The organism is Pseudomonas sp. URMO17WK12:I7 (assembly GCF_003269045.1).
Taxonomy (GTDB): Bacteria; Pseudomonadota; Gammaproteobacteria; order Pseudomonadales; family Pseudomonadaceae; genus Aquipseudomonas; species Aquipseudomonas putida_J.
This window is the reverse complement of the sequence record NZ_QLTL01000003.1, coordinates 172,830-190,857: the sequence shown is the minus strand read 5'-3', so window position 1 is coordinate 190,857 and position 18,028 is coordinate 172,830. Positions and strand designations below refer to the sequence as shown.

Annotated in this window: 18 protein-coding genes; all 18 read right to left on the bottom strand. The window is 63.5% G+C overall.

The genetic code is table 11. The features are described from left to right. On the bottom strand, positions 1-741 hold the full coding sequence (locus H040_RS05030; protein WP_027921203.1) for a flagellar motor protein: 741 nt from the start codon (positions 739-741) through the stop codon (positions 1-3). After that, positions 741-1,871 (bottom strand): protein-glutamate methylesterase/protein-glutamine glutaminase, encoded by a 1,131-nt coding sequence (locus tag H040_RS05025; RefSeq protein WP_027921202.1) that lies wholly within the window; start codon positions 1,869-1,871, stop codon positions 741-743. The genes H040_RS05030 and H040_RS05025 overlap by 1 nt, the downstream gene beginning before the upstream one ends. Before the next feature lie 47 nt (positions 1,872-1,918). Then, positions 1,919-4,135: a chemotaxis protein CheA gene (locus H040_RS05020; RefSeq protein WP_027921201.1), complete on the bottom strand. Its 2,217-nt coding sequence runs from the start codon at positions 4,133-4,135 to the stop codon at positions 1,919-1,921. Between the two features lie 12 nt (positions 4,136-4,147). Beyond that, complete coding sequence (locus tag H040_RS05015) at positions 4,148-4,936, bottom strand: protein phosphatase CheZ (RefSeq protein ID WP_027921200.1); 789 nt, start codon at positions 4,934-4,936, stop codon at positions 4,148-4,150. An 18-nt stretch (positions 4,937-4,954) separates the two neighbouring features. After that, positions 4,955-5,329, bottom strand: coding sequence for a chemotaxis response regulator CheY (locus H040_RS05010; protein WP_104881405.1), 375 nt, complete (start codon positions 5,327-5,329; stop codon positions 4,955-4,957). A gap of 120 nt (positions 5,330-5,449) precedes the next feature. Further along, entirely contained in the window at positions 5,450-6,190 is a 741-nt protein-coding gene (gene fliA, locus H040_RS05005) for an RNA polymerase sigma factor FliA (RefSeq protein ID WP_027921199.1), read from the bottom strand. Then, the gene (gene fleN / locus H040_RS05000) at positions 6,187-7,020 is read right to left on the bottom strand and encodes a flagellar synthesis regulator FleN (protein ID WP_016393812.1); all 834 of its coding nucleotides are present in this window, start codon (positions 7,018-7,020) and stop codon (positions 6,187-6,189) included. The genes fliA and fleN overlap by 4 nt, the downstream gene beginning before the upstream one ends. Before the next feature lie 93 nt (positions 7,021-7,113). Beyond that, the gene (gene flhF, locus H040_RS04995) at positions 7,114-8,421 is read right to left on the bottom strand and encodes a flagellar biosynthesis protein FlhF (RefSeq protein WP_027921198.1); all 1,308 of its coding nucleotides are present in this window, start codon (positions 8,419-8,421) and stop codon (positions 7,114-7,116) included. Positions 8,422-8,432: 11 nt separating this feature from the next. Further along, positions 8,433-10,562 (bottom strand): flagellar biosynthesis protein FlhA, encoded by a 2,130-nt coding sequence (gene flhA, locus H040_RS04990; protein WP_027921197.1) that lies wholly within the window; start codon positions 10,560-10,562, stop codon positions 8,433-8,435. Positions 10,563-10,912: 350 nt separating this feature from the next. After that, positions 10,913-12,055, bottom strand: a complete 1,143-nt coding sequence (gene flhB, locus H040_RS04985; RefSeq protein WP_027921196.1) for a flagellar biosynthesis protein FlhB — start codon at positions 12,053-12,055, stop codon at positions 10,913-10,915. A 2-nt stretch (positions 12,056-12,057) separates the two neighbouring features. Then, positions 12,058-12,834 carry a flagellar biosynthetic protein FliR gene (fliR, locus tag H040_RS04980; protein ID WP_027921195.1) on the bottom strand — a complete coding sequence of 259 codons (777 nt, stop codon included), beginning with the start codon at positions 12,832-12,834 and terminating at the stop codon, positions 12,058-12,060. 7 nt (positions 12,835-12,841) lie between these two features. After that, positions 12,842-13,111: a flagellar biosynthesis protein FliQ gene (gene fliQ / locus H040_RS04975; RefSeq protein ID WP_027921194.1), complete on the bottom strand. Its 270-nt coding sequence runs from the start codon at positions 13,109-13,111 to the stop codon at positions 12,842-12,844. A 21-nt stretch (positions 13,112-13,132) separates the two neighbouring features. After that, positions 13,133-13,912 (bottom strand): flagellar type III secretion system pore protein FliP, encoded by a 780-nt coding sequence (fliP, locus tag H040_RS04970; RefSeq protein WP_050437269.1) that lies wholly within the window; start codon positions 13,910-13,912, stop codon positions 13,133-13,135. Beyond that, on the bottom strand, positions 13,912-14,370 hold the full coding sequence (gene fliO, locus H040_RS04965) for a flagellar biosynthetic protein FliO (RefSeq protein WP_027921192.1): 459 nt from the start codon (positions 14,368-14,370) through the stop codon (positions 13,912-13,914). Before fliO ends, fliP begins: the two co-directional genes overlap by 1 nt. Next, positions 14,371-14,835, bottom strand: a complete 465-nt coding sequence (gene fliN, locus H040_RS04960; RefSeq protein WP_027921191.1) for a flagellar motor switch protein FliN — start codon at positions 14,833-14,835, stop codon at positions 14,371-14,373. Between the two features lie 47 nt (positions 14,836-14,882). After that, entirely contained in the window at positions 14,883-15,851 is a 969-nt protein-coding gene (gene fliM / locus H040_RS04955; protein WP_027921190.1) for a flagellar motor switch protein FliM, read from the bottom strand. A gap of 9 nt (positions 15,852-15,860) precedes the next feature. Continuing rightward, on the bottom strand, positions 15,861-16,358 hold the full coding sequence (fliL, locus tag H040_RS04950; protein WP_027921189.1) for a flagellar basal body-associated protein FliL: 498 nt from the start codon (positions 16,356-16,358) through the stop codon (positions 15,861-15,863). Positions 16,359-16,714: 356 nt separating this feature from the next. Then, the gene (locus H040_RS04945; RefSeq protein ID WP_027921188.1) at positions 16,715-18,025 is read right to left on the bottom strand and encodes a flagellar hook-length control protein FliK; all 1,311 of its coding nucleotides are present in this window, start codon (positions 18,023-18,025) and stop codon (positions 16,715-16,717) included. Positions 18,026-18,028 lie beyond the last annotated feature (3 nt).

Sequence of the window (18,028 nt, the reverse complement as noted above, 5' to 3'; positions counted from 1 at the left end):
TTACTCCATGAAGCCTTGCAGCTTCAGCTCGATCGAACGCGGGTTCTCGCCCTCGGCAATCGACAGCAGGCCTTCAAGCAGCATCTCGCGGTAGCGCGACTGGCGCATCACGATGGCCTTGAGCTTGTTGGCGATAGGCAGCAGGACCAGGTTGGCACTGGCCACGCCGTAGATGGTGGCGACGAACGCCACGGCGATGCCGTTGCCCAGCTGCGAAGGGTCGGCCAGGTTGCCCATCACGTGGATCAGGCCCATGACCGCACCGATGATACCGATGGTCGGGGCGTAGCCGCCCATGCTCTCGAACACCTTGGCGGCCTGGATATCACGGCTTTCCTGGGTCAGGAAGTCGACTTCGAGGATGCTGCGGATCGATTCCGGCTCGGCGCCATCGACCAGCAGCTGCAGGCCCTTGCGGGCGTACGGGTCAGGTTCGGCATCGGCCACGCCTTCCAGGCCGAGCAGGCCTTCCTTGCGCGCCACCAGGCTCCAGTTGACCACCCGGTCGATACCGCCGGCCAGGTCAACCCGTGGCGGAAAGAAGATCCAGCGCAGGATCTGCAGCGCGCGCTTGAAGGCCGACAGCGGCGACTGCAGCAATGCCGCCGCCAGGGTGCCGCCGAGCACGATCAGGCCGGCAGGGCCGTTGAGCAAGGCACCGACGTGGCCACCTTCAAGGAAGTTGCCGCCAACGATGGCGACGAACGCCAGAATCAGGCCAATCAGGCTGAGCACATCCATCAGACACAAGCCTCGACCAGGTGTTTGCCGATTTCATCCAGGCTGTACACCGCGTCGGCCAGGTTGGCTTTGACGATGGCCATGGGCATGCCGTAGATCACACAGCTGGCCTCATCCTGGGCCCACACGGTACTGCCGCCCTGCTTGAGCAGGCGCGCACCTTCACGGCCGTCGGCGCCCATGCCGGTGAGCACCACCGACAGCACCTTGTCGCCGTAGGACTTGGCCGCCGAGCCGAAGGTGATGTCCACGCACGGCTTGTAGTTCAGACGCTCGTCGCCTGGCAGGATCTTCACCGCACCACGGCCGTCGATCATCATCTGCTTGCCGCCAGGGGCCAACAGTGCCAGGCCCGGGCGCAGCATGTCGCCATCCTCGGCTTCCTTGACACTGATCTTGCACAGCTTGTCGAGGCGCTCGGCAAAGGCCTTGGTGAAGGCCGCGGGCATGTGCTGGATCAGCACGATCGGCGCCGGGAAGTTCGCCGGCAGCTGGGTCAGCACCCGCTGCAGGGCCACCGGCCCCCCCGTGGAAGTGCCGATCGCCACCAGCTTGTAAGGCTTGCGCTTGGGGGCCGGGGCATGCGCTACAGCAGGCGCCGGTGCCGCTGCACGGGCTGGCGCGGCGCTACGTGCCGGCGCTGCGCTGGCCAGGCTGCTGGCGGGGGCATGGCTGCTGGCCGGCGCTGGCGCGGTGGCCGGCGCGTGGCTGGCGTAGCCGCCGAAACGGCGGTTGCTGCGCGAAATGGTATGCACCTTCTCGCACAGCAGTTGCTTGACCTTCTCCGGGTTGCGCGAGATGTCTTCGAAGTTCTTCGGCAGGTAATCCACCGCACCGGCATCCAGCGCGTCAAGGGTGACGCGGGCGCCTTCGTGGGTCAGCGAGGAGAACATCAACACTGGCGTCGGGCAGCGCTGCATGATGTGCCGCACTGCGGTGATGCCATCCATCATGGGCATCTCGTAGTCCATGGTGATGACATCGGGTTTGAGCGCCAGTGCCTGGTCGATCGCTTCCCTGCCGTTGGTCGCAGTGCCGACCACCTGGATCGTCGGGTCCGCCGAGAGGATTTCCGAAACGCGGCGGCGGAAGAAACCGGAATCATCCACCACCAGGACCTTGACTGCCATAAACACTCCATTAGGCGGCGCAACCCGCCAGGGTGCGCCGCCGAAAATCAGATACGCCGTGCCGCGTAACGCTTGAGCATGCTCGGCACGTCGAGAATCAGCGCGATGCGACCGTCACCGGTGATGGTGGCGCCGGACATGCCCGGGGTGCCCTGCAGCATCTTGCCCAGCGGCTTGATCACCACCTCTTCCTGGCCCACCAGTTGGTCGACCACGAAGCCGATACGCTGGGTACCGACCGACAGGATCACCACATGGCCCTCGTGCTGCTCCTCGTGCACCTGGCCCTGAACCAACCAGCGCTTGAGGTAGAACAGCGGCAGTGCCTTGTCGCGCACGATCACCACTTCCTGGCCGTCCACCACGTTGGTGCGCGACAGGTCGAGGTGGAAGATCTCGTTGACGTTGACCAACGGGAAGGCGAATGCCTGGTTGCCCAGCATCACCATCAGGGTCGGCATGATCGCCAGGGTCAGCGGCACCTTGATGACGATCTTCGAGCCCTGGCCCTTGGCCGAGAAGATGTTGATCGAGCCGTTGAGCTGGGAAATCTTGGTCTTAACCACGTCCATGCCGACACCGCGGCCGGAGACGTCGGAAATCTCGGTCTTGGTCGAGAAGCCCGGGGCGAAGATCAGGTTGTAGCAGTCCGATTCGCTCAGGCGATCGGCGGCGTCCTTGTCCATCAGGCCCTTTTCCACGGCCTTGGCGCGCAGGATGTTCGGGTCCATGCCTTTGCCGTCGTCGGAGATCGACAGCAAGATGTGGTCACCTTCCTGCTCAGCCGACAGCACCACGCGGCCGGTTCGTGCCTTGCCGGCGGCTTCACGCTCGTCCGGCATCTCGACGCCATGGTCGACGGCGTTGCGCACCAGGTGCACCAGCGGGTCGGCCAGGGCCTCGACGAGGTTCTTGTCGAGGTCGGTCTCTTCACCGACCAGCTCCAGGTTGATCTCTTTCTTCAGCTGCCGGGCCAGGTCGCGGACCAGGCGCGGGAAGCGCCCGAAGACCTTCTTGATCGGCTGCATGCGGGTCTTCATCACCGCGGTCTGCAAGTCGGCAGTGACCACGTCGAGGTTGGACACGGCCTTGGACATGGCCTCGTCGCCGCTGTTCAGGCCCAGGCGCACCAGGCGGTTACGCACCAGCACCAGTTCGCCGACCATGTTCATGATCTCGTCCAGGCGCGCGGTGTCGACGCGCACGGTGGTTTCCGCTTCGCTGGCATGCTTTTCCGCAGCCGGTGCCGGGGTGCGGGCTGGCGCGGCAGGCTTGGCAACAGCCGGTGCAGCGGCCGCGGGGGCTGCTGCAGGCCTGGCGGCTGGCTTGCTTTCAGCCTTGGCAGCAACCGGCGCAGCTACCGCGACAGGCGCTTCGCCAGCAACGGTCTCAGCGGCAAACTTGCCCTTGCCGTGCAACTGGTCGAGCAACGCTTCGAACTCGTGCTCGGTGATCTCGTCACTGCTGGCAGGCGCGACAGTGCTTTGCACGGCAACCGTGGCGGCTGGCAAGGCATCGGCCTGGAAGGTGCCCTTGCCGTGCAGCTGGTCCAGCAACGACTCGAATTCTTCGTCGGTGATCTCGTCGCTCACCGGCGCGCTGGCAACGACCACCGCTTCGGCGGCAGCCACTTCGGGCGAGAACTGGCCCTTGCCATGCAACTGGTCGAGCAGCGATTCGAACTCGGCGTCGGTGATGTCATCACCCGAGCCACTGAGGGTCTCGCCCTGCATCTGCTCTTCGGCAGCGGCCGCTTCAGCCTTGACCGCATCGAGCGAGTCGAGCAGCTGTTCGAACTCGGTGTCGGTGATGTCGGCCTCACTGGCCACAGGCTCCGGCGCCGCTTCGACCACCGCCGCAGGGGTGTCGCCGCTGGCAGGTTCCGCCAGGCGCGACAGGGCCGCCAGCAGCTCCGGCGTGGCCGGGGTCACTTCACTGCGCTCACGCACCTGGCCGAACATGCTGTTGACCGTATCCAGTGCCTCAAGCACCACATCCATCAGTTCCGCGTCGACCCGGCGCTCACCTTTGCGCAGGATGTCGAACACGTTCTCGGCGATGTGGCAGCACTCCACCAGCTCGTTCAGCTGAAGGAAGCCGGCGCCCCCTTTTACAGTGTGGAAACCGCGAAAGATCGCATTGAGCAGGTCGGCATCGTCGGGCCGGCTTTCCAGCTCGACCAGTTGCTCGGACAGTTGCTCAAGAATTTCGCCGGCTTCTACCAGGAAATCCTGAAGGATTTCTTCATCGGCGCCGAAGCTCATTAAACGTGCTCCTTAAAAACCCAGGCTGGACAGCAGATCGTCGACGTCGTCCTGACCGGACACAACGTCTTCACGCTTATCGGCATGAATCTGCGGACCTTCACCCCGAGTCGGATGTTTTTCTTGATCTTTTTCAGCGCGCAGCTGCTGGTGGTCATGTTCGATACCGGCAAAGCGGTCGACCTGACTGGCCATCAGCACGAGCTTGAGCAGATTGCTTTCCACTTCGGTCACCAGCGCAGTCACGCGCTTGATCACCTGGCCAGTCAGGTCCTGATAGTCCTGAGCCAGCAGAATGTCGTTGAGGTGGCCGGCGACCTTGCGGTTGCCCTCGGCGCTGTGCGTCAGGAAACTGTCGACACGCTTGACCAGCTCGCGGAACTCCGGTGCGGCGACTTCGCGGCGCATGAAACGCTGCCAGTCGACGCTCAGGCCTTGTGCCTCGCTCGCCAGGTCGTTGAGCACCGGGGTGCTCTCCTCCACCAGGTCCATGGTGCGGTTGGCGGCACCCTCGGTGAGCTTGACCACGTACGAGAGGCGCTCGGTAGCGTCGGTGATCTGCGAAACTTCCTCGGCCTGCGGCATGCGCGGGTCGATCTGGAAACTGACGATCGCGCTGTGCAGCTCACGGGTGAGCTTGCCGACTTCCTGGTACAGGCCACGGTCGCGGGTCTGGTTGAGCTGATGGATCAGCTGCACCGCCTCGCCGAAACGCCCCCGCTCCAGGCTCTCGACCAGCTCCTGGGCATGTTTCTTCAGGGTCGTTTCGAACTCCCCCAAAGACGTTTGTGTTGATTCCATGGCGCCCCCTGACGTGACTCAGCCGTTGACGCGTTCGAAGATCTTCTCGATCTTTTCTTTGAGCACCTGGGCGGTGAACGGCTTGACCACGTAACCATTGACCCCGGCCTGGGCCGCTTCGATGATCTGGTCGCGCTTGGCTTCGGCGGTCACCATCAGCACCGGCATGCCTTTCAGGCGATCGTGGGCACGGACCTTGCGCAGCAGGTCGATACCGGACATGCCGGGCATGTTCCAGTCGGTCACCAGGAAGTCGTAATGGCCACTTTCGAGCATCGGCAGCGCAGTGGTGCCGTCATCGGCTTCATCGGTGTTGGTGAAGCCCAGGTCACGCAACAGGTTCTTGATGATCCGCCGCATCGTCGAAAAGTCGTCAACGATGAGGATTTTCATGTCTTTGTTCAAGTAGACCTCCAAGCAGTCTCAAACGCGCTCGGCCCCGAGCGCGCGCATTCATTCAATTCGGTACAACATGGAAAACGAACGTGGATAACGACCGCAACGACCCCGGGCTCAACGCGCCCGCCATTCCCCCAGGCGGCTGCGCAGGCGCGCGGCACACTGGCTGTGCAACTGGCTGACACGCGATTCGCTGACCCCCAGCACCTCACCGATTTCCTTGAGGTTCAGCTCTTCGTCGTAGTACAGCGCCAACACCAGCCGCTCACGCTCTGGCAGGTTGGCGATCGCATCGGTCAGGGCAGCCTGGAAGCGCTCGTCCTCCAGATCGCGCGACGGCTCGATCTGGCCACTGGCGCCGTCCTCGTGCAGCCCTTCGTGCTCGCCGTCCTGCAACAGGTCGTCGAAGCTGAACAGGCGGCTCCCCAAGGTATCGTTCAAAATCCCGTAGTAATCATCGAGACTCAACTGGAGTTCGGCAGCAACTTCATGATCTTTAGCGTCGCGGCCAGTTCTTGCTTCAACGGCGCGCATCGCGTCACTGACCATGCGCGTATTGCGGTGCACCGAACGCGGCGCCCAATCGCCCTTGCGGACCTCGTCGAGCATTGCCCCGCGGATGCGGATGCCGGCGTAGGTTTCGAAGCTGGCGCCCTTGCTGGCGTCGTACTTGTTGGCCACTTCCAGCAGGCCGATCATGCCCGCCTGGATCAGGTCTTCAACCTGGACGTTGGCTGGCAGGCGTGCCAGCAAGTGGTAGGCAATGCGCTTGACCAACGGCGCATAGCGTTCCACCAGCTCGAACTGGGCGTCTTTGGACGCCTTGCTGTACATCTTGAAGCCGCTCGCGTTCATAGCACGGGCCCTGCGCTGGTGGGTTGCACCAGGCGTTCGACGAAGAACTCAAGATGCCCGCGCGGGTTGGCGGGCAGCGGCCAGCTGTCGACCTTCTGCGCAATGGCCTTGAAGGCCAGGGCGCACTTGGAGCGAGGGAAAGCCTCGTACACCGCGCGCTGCTTCTGCACTGCCTTGCGCACGCACTCGTCGTACGGCACGGCGCCGACGTATTGCAGGGCGACGTCGAGGAAGCGGTCGGTGACCTTGGTCAGCTTGGCGAACAGGTTGCGCCCTTCCTGCGGGCTCTGCGCCATGTTGGCCAGCACGCGGAAACGGTTCATGCCGTAGTCGCGGTTGAGCAGCTTGATCAGCGCGTAGGCGTCGGTGATCGAGGTCGGCTCGTCGCACACCACCAGCAGCACTTCCTGGGCCGCGCGAACGAAGCTGACTACCGAGTCACCAATGCCCGCAGCGGTGTCGATCACCAGCACGTCGAGGTTGTCGCCAATCTCGCTGAAGGCCTGGATCAGCCCGGCATGCTGCGCCGGCGCCAGGTGCACCATGCTCTGGGTACCGGAGGCGGCCGGCACGATGCGCACACCGCCAGGCCCCTGCAACAGCACATCGCGCAGCTCGCAGCGGCCTTCGATCACATCGGCCAGGGTGCGTTTCGGGGTGAGGCCCAGCAATACGTCGACATTGGCCAGGCCAAGGTCGGCGTCCAGCAGCATCACCCGGCGGCCGAGTTCGGCCAGCGCCAGGGACAGGTTCACTGAAACGTTAGTCTTGCCGACGCCACCTTTGCCACCGGTGACGGCGATCACCTGTACGGGATGCATGCTACCCATGTTCGTTGTTTACCTTGTCTTGCCTGGACCCAAGCCACACGCGGGGCGACACTGCCAGCCCCGGAATGTAGGTACTTTGCATACGCTTCATCCTCAACCCGCGCGCCGCGGGTTGTGGTAGAGATCAGCGAACATGTCGGCCATCGCCTCTTCGCTGGGCTCGTCCTGCAACTGCACGTTGACTGCGCGGGTCACCAGCTGGTGCGGGCGCGGCAGGTGCAGGTCGTCAGGAATGCGGGGGCCATCGGTGAGGTAGGCCACGGGCAATTCATGACTGATGGCCAGGCTCAGCACATCGCCGAGGCTCGCCGTTTCATCGAGTTTGGTCAGGATGCAGCCGGCCAGGCCGCAGCGCTTGTAGCTGTGGTAAGCGGCGGTCAGCACCTGCTTCTGGCTGGTGGTGGCCAGCACCAGGTAGTTCTTCGCGGCAATGCCACGCCCGGCCAGGGTTTCCAGTTGCATGCGCAGGGCCGGGTCACTGGCCTGCAGGCCGGCGGTATCGATCAGCACCACGCGCTTGCGCAGCAGTGGCTCCAGCGCAGCGGCCAGCGACTGGCCCGGGTCGACATAGGTCACCGGCACATTGAGGATGCGCCCCAGGGTCTTGAGCTGCTCCTGGGCACCGATGCGGAAGCTGTCCATGCTCACCAGCGCCAGGTTCTGCGGGCCGTACTTGAGCACATAGCGCGCCGCCAGCTTGGCCAGGGTGGTGGTCTTGCCCATGCCGGCCGGGCCGACCATGGCGATCACACCGCCCTCTTCGATCGGTTCGGCCTCTGGCACTTCAATCATCCGCGCCAGGTGCGCCAACAGCATGCGCCAGGCCTGGCGGGGCTCTTCGATCTCGCTGGTGAGGTCAAGCAGTTCACGGGAGATCGGCCCGGACAGGCCGATGCGCTGCAGGCGGCGCCAGAGGTTGGCCTGTGCCGGCTTGCTGCCTTGCAGCTGGTTCCAGGCCAGCGAGCCGAGCTGCACTTCGAGCAGCTCACGCAGGCCCGACAGCTCCGAACGCATGGCGTCGAACAGGCGCGGGTCGACGGCCGGCTGCGCCGGCGCAGGCGCCGGGGCCGGTGCATCGACGTGCGGCTCGATCAATGGCTCGGACGCGGTCAGCGACTGGCCGGCAAACAATTGGCGGTTGCCTTCGCTGGCCTCGGCGCGGTTGTCCAGCTCGGCCTGGGCAGTGGCGATGCGCGACTGGGTCTTGCGCAGCTCTTCTTCCAGCTCGGCATTGGGCACGCGCGGGGCCAGCGCGGACAGCTTGTAGTCCAGCGCGGCGGTCAGTTCGACACCACCGGCGATGCGGCGGTTGCCGATGATGGCGGCATCGGAGCCCAGCTCATCACGAACCAGCTTCATGGCCTGACGCATATCGGCGGCGAAAAAACGCTTGACTTGCATAACCCACTACCTCAGCCGTTGGGGCCCACTGTGGCAACGATGGTGACTTGCTTGTTATCCGGTATTTCCTGATACGCCAGAACATGCAAATTCGGTACAGCCAGACGACCGAAGCGCGACAACATGGCACGGATCGGGCCAGCTACCAGGAGAATGGCCGGTTGGCCTTGCATTTCCTGGCGCTGGCAGGCGTCGATCAGCGAACGCTGCAGCTTTTCGGCCATGCTTGGTTCAAGAAGAACACCGTCTTCCTGACCTTGCCCGGCCCTTTGCAAACTATTGAGCAAGATCTGTTCCAACCTTGGCTCAAGGGTGATCACAGGCAGCTCGGGCTCAACACCGACAATGCTTTGGACGATGGCACGACACAATCCGACGCGCACCGCAGCCACCAGCGCGGCGGTATCTTGACTCTTGCCAGCGTTGTTGGCGATGGCCTCGGCAATACTGCGGATGTCACGCACCGGCACTTGCTCGGACAACAATGCCTGCAGGACCTTGAGCAGCCCCGACAAGGAAATGACACCGGGCACCAGCTCTTCTGCAAGTTTAGGCGAAGCCTTCGACAATACCTGCAACAGCTGCTGAACCTCTTCGTGGCCGATCAGCTCATGGCAGTGCTTCTGCAGGATCTGGTTGAGGTGGGTGGCAACCACGGTACTGGCGTCAACCACCGTGTACCCCAGCGACTGCGCCTGGGCGCGCTGGCCGACGTCGATCCACACCGCCTCCAGGCCAAATGCCGGGTCGCGCGCGGCGATGCCGTTGAGGGTGCCGAACACCTGGCCAGGGTTGATCGCCAGCTCGCGGTCCGGATAGATATCAGCTTCGGCGAGGATCACGCCCATCAGCGTCAGGCGATAGGCGCTGGGCTGCAGGTCGAGGTTGTCGCGGATATGCACGGTCGGCATGAGGAAGCCCAGGTCCTGGGACAGCTTCTTGCGCACCCCCTTGATCCGCGCCAGCAGCTGGCCACCCTGGTTGCGGTCGACCAGCGGAATCAGCCGGTAGCCGACTTCCAGGCCGATCATGTCGATCGGCGTGACGTCGTCCCAGCCCAGCTCCTTGGTCTCCAGTGCGCGCTGCGGCGAGGGCAGCAGGTCCTGCTGGCGCTGCGCCTCCTTCTGCGCATCAATCTTGACCTTCTGCTGCTTCTTCCACACCAGGTAGGCACCCCCCCCGGCCAGCAGGCCGAGGCTGAGGAAGGCGATGTGTGGCATGCCGGGTACCAGGCCCATGATGATCATCAGCGCAGCAGACACACCCAGCGCCTTGGGCGAGTCGAACATCTGGCGGTTGATCAGCTTGCCCATGTCCTCGGAGCCCGAGGCACGGGTGACCATGATCGCGGCGGCAGTGGACAGCAGCAGTGATGGCAATTGCGCCACCAAACCGTCACCGATGGTCAGCAAGGCGTAAACCTTGCCCGCATCGCTGAACGACATGTTGTGTTGCAGCATACCAATCAGCATGCCGCCGATCAGGTTGATGAACAGGATCAGCAGGCCGGCGATGGCGTCACCGCGGACGAACTTGCTGGCACCGTCCATCGAACCGTAGAACTCAGCCTCCTGGGCCACTTCGGCGCGGCGCGCCTTGGCCTGGGCCTGGTCGATCAGGCCAGCGTTGAGGTCGGCGTCGATGGCCATCTGCTTGCCAGGCATGGCGTCGAGGGTGAAGCGCGCGCTGACTTCGGAAATGCGCCCGGCGCCCTTGGTCACCACCACGAAGTTGATGATCATGAGGATGGCGAACACCACCGCACCCACCACGTAGTTACCGCCGATCACCACCTCGCCGAAGGCCTGGATCACCTTGCCCGCGGCGCCATGGCCTTCTTGGCCATGGAGCATGACCACGCGGGTGGACGCCACGTTCAGCGCCAGGCGCAGCAAAGTCGCCACCAGCAGGATGGTCGGGAACGCGGCGAAGTCCAGCGGACGCAGGGCGTACACGCAGACCAGCAAAACCACGATCGACAGGGCGATGTTGAAGGTAAAGAACACGTCGAGCAGGAACGGCGGTATCGGCAACATCATCATTGCCAACATCACCAGCAGCAGCAACGGCACGCCCAGGTTGCCCCGACCGAGCCCGGCCAGGTTGTTGCGGGCGTTGCTGATTAACTGAGTGCGATCCACCGCGATTCCTCTTCATGCAAAACTTTGACGCCCAAGGGGCGCTTGGGCGTGGCTTTGCAAGAAGCCTTCCAACTTTGCCCGCCTCCAGGTATTTGGCGCCTGCGAGACCGAGCGCCGCCCGCGCGGCGCATCGCGGATAAATCCGCTCCTACATTCGTTGCAACGTACCAAACCTGAAACGCCATGGTTGCCAGCCTTGACGCATGACTTGAGCCGTGCGAACCGGCTGACAACCATGGCCTCACAGACATGGCCACGTTGCAACAAATGTAGGAGCGGATTTATCCGCGATGCGCCGCGCGGGCGGCGCTCGATCTCACAGGCGCCAAAAGCACCAAGGCGAACACCTGTCAGCTATCACGCCGCAGGTCTGGCGGAATCGGCAGGTCTTCCTTGAGCGGCTCAGGCCGCTTGCCCTTGCCGGAGCGGTACTGTCGAATCTGGAACACATAGGCCAGCACCTGCGCCACCGCCAGGTACAGCCCCGCCGGAATTTCCCCTTCGACCTCGGTGGAGTAGTAGATCGCCCGCGCAAGGGCCGGCGATTCGAGGATCTGCACCTTGTGCTCGACGCCGATCTCGCGAATCTTCAAGGCAATGAAGTCGGTGCCCTTGGCCACCAGCAACGGCGCCACCCCACCCTTCTCCGGGTCGTACTGCAGGGCCACGGCATAGTGCGTCGGGTTGGTGATGATCACATCAGCCTCGGGCACGGCAGCCATCATGCGCCGCTGCGACACCTCGCGCTGCAGCTGACGGATGCGCTGCTTGACCTCGGGCTTGCCTTCGCTGTCCTTGTACTCGTCCTTGATCTCCTGCTTGGTCATCTTCAGCTTCTTGTGGGTCTGCCACAGCTGGAACGGCACGTCCGCCGCCGCGATCAGCAGCAGGCCGGCAGCCATCCACAGGGCACTCCAGCCAACCACTTGAACACTGTGGATGATCGCTTGCTCCAGCGGCTCGTTGGCAATGGCCAGTAGCGCCTGGCGGTCATTGCTCAACACCACCAGCGCGACGATCAGGATGACCATGAACTTGGCCATGGCCTTGAGCAACTCGGTAAGCGAGTTCAGCGAAAACATCCGCTTGATACCCGACAATGGATTCATCCTGCTGAACTTGGGCTGCAACAGGCTACCCGAGAAAATGAACCCGCCGAGGGCGATGGGTGAAACGAAGGCGATGACGAACAGCAGCATGAGAATGGGCTGCACTGCCCAGATCGCCATCTTGCCCGAGGCCAGCAGGAACATGCCCATCGAGCGCTCGTCGGTCAGCACCTCGCGGGTCAGGGAAAAGTTCATCCGCATCAGCGTCATCAACGTTTCCGCCAGATTGCCGCCGAATGCCAGCAGCGCACCGGCGCCGGCAAGGGTCGAGGCAACGGTATTGAGCTCCTTGGATCGGGCGATCTCACCTTTTTCGCGCGCGTCGCGCTTGCGCTTGTCGGTGGGGTCTTCTGTCTTGTCCTGGCCGCTCTCGCTCTCTGCCATGTTCAGGGCGCCCTCGCCAGTTCACGCAGCCACTGCAGCGCTTCGCTGGCCAACGTCTGGTAGTGCGAAAGCACATCGGCCAGGCCGATCCAGAAGATCCCCATGCCCAGCACCAAGGTCAGCGGGAAACCGATGGAAAAGATGTTCAGCTGTGGCGCGGCACGGGTCATCACGCCGAAGGCGATGTTCACTACCAACAGCGCGGTGATCGCCGGCAGGATCAGCAGCAGGCCGGCACCGAACACCCACCCCAGGCGGCCGGCCATTTCCCAGTAATGGCTGACTACCAGGGCATGGCCCACCGGCAAGGTGGTGAAGCTCTCGGTCATGACCTCGAACACCACCAGGTGGCCGTTCATCAGCAAGAACAACACGCTCACCAGCATGGTCATGAACTGGCTGACCACGGCCACGTTGACCCCGTTGGCCGGGTCGACCATCGAGGCGAAGGCCATGCCCATCTGCACGGCGATGATCTGCCCGGCGATGACGAAGGCCTGGAACAGCAACTGCAGGGAGAACCCGAACAACGCGCCGACGATGACCTGCTCGCCACACAGCAGCAGGCCGCGCAGGCTCAGCGGGTCGAACTCCGGCAGCGGCGGCAGCGCCGGTACGATGACCACGGTGATGGCCACCGCCACGTACAGGCGGATGCGCGCCGGCAGCATGCGCGTACCGAAGATCGGCATGGTCATCAGCACCGCAGTCACCCGGAACAGCGGCAGGATGAAGGTGGCGACCCAGGTGCCGATCTGCGCGTCGGTCAACTCCAGCATGGCAGGCTCAACCGATCAGCTGCGGGATGCTGGTGTACAGGCCGGTGATGTACTCCATGAACTTCTGCACCAGCCAGGGCCCGGCGACGATCAGCGTGACCAGCATCACCAGCAGACGCGGGAGAAAGCTCAAGGTCTGTTCGTTGATCTGCGTGGCGGCCTGGAACATGGCCACGATCAGGCCGACCAGCAGGCTCGGCACCACCAGCACGGCAACCATCAGGGTGGTCAGCCACAGCGCGTCACGGAACAGGTCGACAGCTACTTCAGGTGTCATGCGGGGCTCTCCTAGGCGGCGTCAGACGCCGCCGAAACTGCCGGCCAAGGTACCCATGATCAGCGCCCAGCCATCGACCAGAACGAACAGCATGATCTTGAACGGCAGCGAGATGATCAGCGGCGACAACATCATCATACCCATGGCCATCAGCACACTGGCCACCACCATGTCGATGATCAGGAACGGGATGAAGATCATGAAGCCGATCTGAAATGCGGTCTTCAGCTCCGAGGTGACGAACGCCGGCACCAGGATAGTCAGCGGCACTTGATCAGGGCCGGCGATGTCGGTGCGCTTGGACAGGCGCATGAACAGGTCGAGGTCACTCTGCCGGGTCTGTGCCAGCATGAAGTCCTTGAGCGGCCCCTGGGCCTTTTCGATGGCCTGCTGGGCTGTCATCTGCTCGCTCAGGTACGGCTGCAGGGCATCCTGGTTCACCCGGTCGAACACCGGCGCCATGATGAACAGGGTGAGGAACAGCGCCATGCCGGTCAGCACCTGGTTCGACGGCGTCTGCTGCAGGCCCAGGGCCTGACGCAGGATCGAGAACACGATGATGATGCGGGTGAAGCTGGTCATCAGGATGACGAACGCCGGGATGAAGCTGAGCGCCGTCATGATCAGCAGGATCTGCAGGCTGACCGAATACTCCTGCTGCCCGTCCGCGGTGTTGGACAGGGTAATGGCCGGAATCGACAACGGGTCTGCCGCCAGGGCCAGCGGCGCAACCAGCAGCAGCGCAAGTGGCAACAATGTGCTCAAGGTTCTTTTCAACAGCAGGCGCAAGGCGCGGGTCATCACTTCTTGTCCTTCTGATCCTTGCCCATCAGCTCCATCAGCCGCTGGGCAAACTCCGGCGTCGCCTGGCGCGCGCTGGCAGGTACTTCGACGGGTTCGGCCAGCACATGCAACGCCTCGATGCTGCCCGGGGTGTGGCCGATAAGGATCTGCTCCTTGCCAACCTGCACCAGCAACAGCCGGTCACGCGGGCCGATGGCACGGCTGCCGACGATCTCGATCACCTGCCCACCCTTGGGCGCGGCGCCCTGCATGCGGCGCAACGCCCAGGCCAGGAAGAAGATCAGCCCCACCACCAGCAGCAGGCCGAACACCATCTGCGCCAGCTGCCCACCCAGGCTGCCGGGCGCACCGGCCGGCGCTGCAACCGGGCTGGCAGCAGGCGTGGCGGTGGCGATGGCCATTTCACTGGCCAATAGCGCGGCCAGGGCCATCATGGCCCGTATCGTGCCTTTCACTCAGCGCAGCTTCTTGATGCGTTCGCTTGGGCTGATCACGTCGGTCAGGCGGATGCCGAACTTCTCGTTGACCACAACCACTTCGCCATGGGCGATCAGCGTGCCGTTGACCAGCACATCGAGCGGCTCACCGGCCAGGCGGTCGAGCTCGATCACCGAGCCCTGGTTGAGCTGCAGCAGGTTGCGGATGTTGATTTCGGTGCTGCCCACTTCCATGGAGATGTTCACCGGAATGTCCAGGATCACATCCAGGTTCGGGCCTTCGAGGCTGACGTTTTCGTTCGGCCGCGGGGAGCTGGCGAACTCTTCCATCGGCAGGCGGCCGGCACCGGGTTTGCCGCCGTCACCGGCGAGCAGTGCGTCGATGTCGGACTGGCCGGCATCACCGGTTTCTTCCAGGGCCGCGGCCCACTCATCGGCCAGGGCCTGGTCTTCCGCGGAAGTGATCTCGTTTTCGTTAGCCATGATGTCCTCGACAGGCATTCAATTCGTAAAGAGCGACCGGCACGCAGTCAGCGGCGTTCGATCGGGTCAATGATCTGCAGGGCCAGGTTGCCCTTGTGCGAGCCCAGGCGCGCCTTGAACGACGGCACGCCATTGGCGCGCAGTACCAGGTGCTCGGGCAGCTCCACCGGGATCACGTCGCCAGCCTGCATGTGCAGGATGTCGCGCAGTTTCAGCTGGCGGCGAGCAACCGTGGCGGTCAGCGGCACCGAAACGTCCAGCACGTCCTCGCGCAGGGCCTTGACCCAGCGCTCGTCCTGGTCATCGAGGTCGGACTGGAAGCCGGCATCGAGCATTTCGCGTACCGGCTCGATCATCGAATAGGGCATGGTCACATGCAGGTCGCCGCCACCGCCGTCCAGTTCGATATGGAAGGTCGACACCACCACTGCCTCGCTCGGGCCGACGATGTTGGCCATGGCCGGGTTGACCTCGGAGTTCATGTACTCGAAGTTGACCGGCATGATCGCTTGCCAGGCTTCCTTGAGGTCGACGAAGCACTGGTCCAGCACCATGCGCACCACGCGCAGCTCGGTGGGGGTGAATTCACGGCCCTCGATCTTGGCGTGACGGCCGTCACCCCCGAAGAAGTTGTCCACCAGCTTGAACACCAGCTTGGCGTCGAGAATGAACAGCGCGGTGCCGCGCAGCGGCTTGATCTTGACCAGGTTGAGGCTGGTCGGCACGTACAGCGAATGCACGTACTCGCCGAACTTCATCACCTGCACGCCGCCCACCGCCACGTCGGCCGAACGCCGCAGGAGGTTGAACATGCTGATGCGGGTGTAGCGGGCGAAACGCTCGTTGATCATTTCCAGGGTCGGCATGCGACCACGCACGATCCGATCCTGGCTGGTCAGGTCGTAGCTTTTGATGCTGCCAGGCTCGGCAACGCTCTCGGTCTGTACCAGCCCATCGTCGACGCCATGCAAGAGGGCATCGATCTCATCCTGGGACAGCAGGTCCTGTACGGCCATTGCGGACTCCTACTGCAATACGAAATTGGTGAACAGCAACTGGTCGACCACCGGCCTGCCGACTTCTTTCTGCGCCACTTCCTGAACCACTGCGGTGGCTTTCTGACGCAGCATCTCCTGGCCCACCGAACTGGCCGCGAGGGTATCGAAGCCCTGCCCGGAGAACATCATCACCAGGTTGTTGCGGATGACCGGCATGTGCACCGAGAGTGCGTCCAGGTCGGCCTGATTACGGCCCTGCATGGTGATGCTCAGCTGCATGTAGCGCTGGCGGCCGTTCTGGTTGAAGTTGACCACGAAGGCGGGCGCCAGCGGCACGTAGATCGCGGCGGCCTTGACGTTGGTAGCGGCCGCTTCAGGGGCGGGTGCCGATTCACTCTTGTGCATGATGAACCAGGTGGCGCCCACCGACAGGCCGACCGCCAGCAGCAGCGCCAGCACCAGCAGCAGGATCAGCTTGAGTTTGCCTTTTGCGGCGGGGTCTTTCACTGCGTCGCTCTTCGCCATGCCAATAATCCGTCGTCCATCGGGGTTTCAAAGGAGGATGACGTGGCTTGAGCAAGTGTTATGCCAGATTTGGTTTGTGAGGGGTTTGGCTTGAGAGGTGTGGCGCCTGTGAGATCGAGCGCCGCCCGCGCGGCGCATCGCGGATGAATCCGCTCCTACATTTGTTGCAACGTGGCCATGCCTGAAAGGCCATGGTTGTCAGCCTTGTTTGCAAGGCTCAAGACATGCGCCAAGGCAGGCAACCATGGCGTGACAGGTTCGGCACGTTGCAACAAATGTAGGAGCGGATTCATCCGCGATGCGCCGCGCGGGCGGCGCTCGATCTCACAGCCGCTGCATATCCAAAGCCAAACCCATCAAGCGTAATAATCGACCGCACTGTCGCCAATCACCACCTGCTGCTCCACTGGCCGGGAAACTTCAGCCGGCTCACCCTGCTCGCCCCCGCCACCCTGCGCCCGCCGGGCGGCGACCCCGGACAACTGCGAGCCATCCTGTTGCGCCTGCTGCTGTTGCTGGCGGGACTGGTCGGCGACATTGACGTCCGGCTGCGCCAGCCCCTGCTGAGCAAACAGCTCGCGCAGGCGATACACCTGGCTGTCCAATGCATCTCGTACGCCAGCATGGCCGCTGACGAAGGTGATCTGGGTGGACTGGTCAGTCGCGACATTGACGCGGATATCGAGGCGACCCAGCTCGGCCGGTTCCAGCTGGATATCCGCCGACTTGAGGTTCTGACTGGACAGGTACATGACCCGGTTGACCAGGCCTTCGGCCCACGCTCCCTGGTTCATCTGCAAGGGCTGATGCAAAGGGTTGGCGCTTACCGGCAGGGCATTGGCGGTCTTCGCGGTAACTGCCTGGGTCAGGCTGGCCAGGCGGTTGGCAAAGTCATCGACCCGGGTATCGCTGCTGGCGCTCTTGGTGTCCTTGAGCCCGTCATCGAGCAAGGCGCCGAAGGCCTTGTCGCCGGTCTCGGATTGGCCTGCCTGGCCCTCGACCTTGTCGATCAGGGTCGCCAACGGATTGACGGCCGCCTGACCATCTTCGGGCTGCGCCTTGGAGGCGTCGGCAGCATGCGCCGAGGTCGTACCTTTGGCCTGAGCAGTCTGCTCCAAGGCCAGGCGCAAGGTCGGCAGGTTGGCCAAAGGATCGGCATCCGGGTCGAAGGCATCAGCATCGGCCTCGGGCGCTGCCGGCAACGGCGCGGCAACCGCGGCCACCGGCTGCTGCATCGCGGCCTGCAACACCGGCGCGACTGCTTCGGCCTGAGCCTGCAGCAACTGCGCGCCGGGCTGTGCATCAGTCACCTGGCCAGCAACCAGGTTGGCATCAAGCGACCCCGAATCGCTGGGCGCTGCAGCATCGGCAGTGTCCGGCGCTGCATCGTCTGCTGGCAATTTGTTGCCGTCATCGGCAACCGCCGGTTTATCGGCGTCCTGCTTCTTGCCGCCTTGGGCAATGTCGGGTTTGTCTTTCGGGCCGGGCTGAGCAACCTTGTCGTTGCCCGCAGGCACCTTGTCACGCCCCTGCCCGGCCATGACCTTATCGAAGCCGCCGCCCAGCCCGCCCGCCGCCTGCAGCGGCTTGTCCGCCCGCGAGGAACCTGCGTTCGACACCTTGCTCACGGTGTTGGCTTGCATCAAAGGGTTGGGTGCGACAGGCATTGA

Excerpts from the sequence above, each read along its gene's own strand:
- H040_RS05030 (WP_027921203.1), bottom strand. The coding sequence starts at position 741 with ATGGATGTGCTCAGCCTGATTGGCCTGATTCTGGCGTTCGTCGCCATC.
- H040_RS05025 (WP_027921202.1), bottom strand. The coding sequence starts at position 1,871 with ATGGCAGTCAAGGTCCTGGTGGTGGATGATTCCGGTTTCTTCCGCCGC.
- H040_RS05020 (WP_027921201.1), bottom strand. The coding sequence starts at position 4,135 with ATGAGCTTCGGCGCCGATGAAGAAATCCTTCAGGATTTCCTGGTAGAA.
- H040_RS05015 (WP_027921200.1), bottom strand. The coding sequence starts at position 4,936 with ATGGAATCAACACAAACGTCTTTGGGGGAGTTCGAAACGACCCTGAAG.
- H040_RS05010 (WP_104881405.1), bottom strand. The coding sequence starts at position 5,329 with ATGAAAATCCTCATCGTTGACGACTTTTCGACGATGCGGCGGATCATC.
- fliA (WP_027921199.1), bottom strand. The coding sequence starts at position 6,190 with ATGAACGCGAGCGGCTTCAAGATGTACAGCAAGGCGTCCAAAGACGCC.
- fleN (WP_016393812.1), bottom strand. The coding sequence starts at position 7,020 with ATGGGTAGCATGCATCCCGTACAGGTGATCGCCGTCACCGGTGGCAAA.
- flhF (WP_027921198.1), bottom strand. The coding sequence starts at position 8,421 with ATGCAAGTCAAGCGTTTTTTCGCCGCCGATATGCGTCAGGCCATGAAG.
- flhB (WP_027921196.1), bottom strand. The coding sequence starts at position 12,055 with ATGGCAGAGAGCGAGAGCGGCCAGGACAAGACAGAAGACCCCACCGAC.
- fliR (WP_027921195.1), bottom strand. The coding sequence starts at position 12,834 with ATGCTGGAGTTGACCGACGCGCAGATCGGCACCTGGGTCGCCACCTTC.
- fliQ (WP_027921194.1), bottom strand. The coding sequence starts at position 13,111 with ATGACACCTGAAGTAGCTGTCGACCTGTTCCGTGACGCGCTGTGGCTG.
- fliP (WP_050437269.1), bottom strand. The coding sequence starts at position 13,912 with ATGACCCGCGCCTTGCGCCTGCTGTTGAAAAGAACCTTGAGCACATTG.
- fliN (WP_027921191.1), bottom strand. The coding sequence starts at position 14,835 with ATGGCTAACGAAAACGAGATCACTTCCGCGGAAGACCAGGCCCTGGCC.
- fliM (WP_027921190.1), bottom strand. The coding sequence starts at position 15,851 with ATGGCCGTACAGGACCTGCTGTCCCAGGATGAGATCGATGCCCTCTTG.
- fliL (WP_027921189.1), bottom strand. The coding sequence starts at position 16,358 with ATGGCGAAGAGCGACGCAGTGAAAGACCCCGCCGCAAAAGGCAAACTC.
- H040_RS04945 (WP_027921188.1), bottom strand. The coding sequence starts at position 18,025 with ATGCCTGTCGCACCCAACCCTTTGATGCAAGCCAACACCGTGAGCAAG.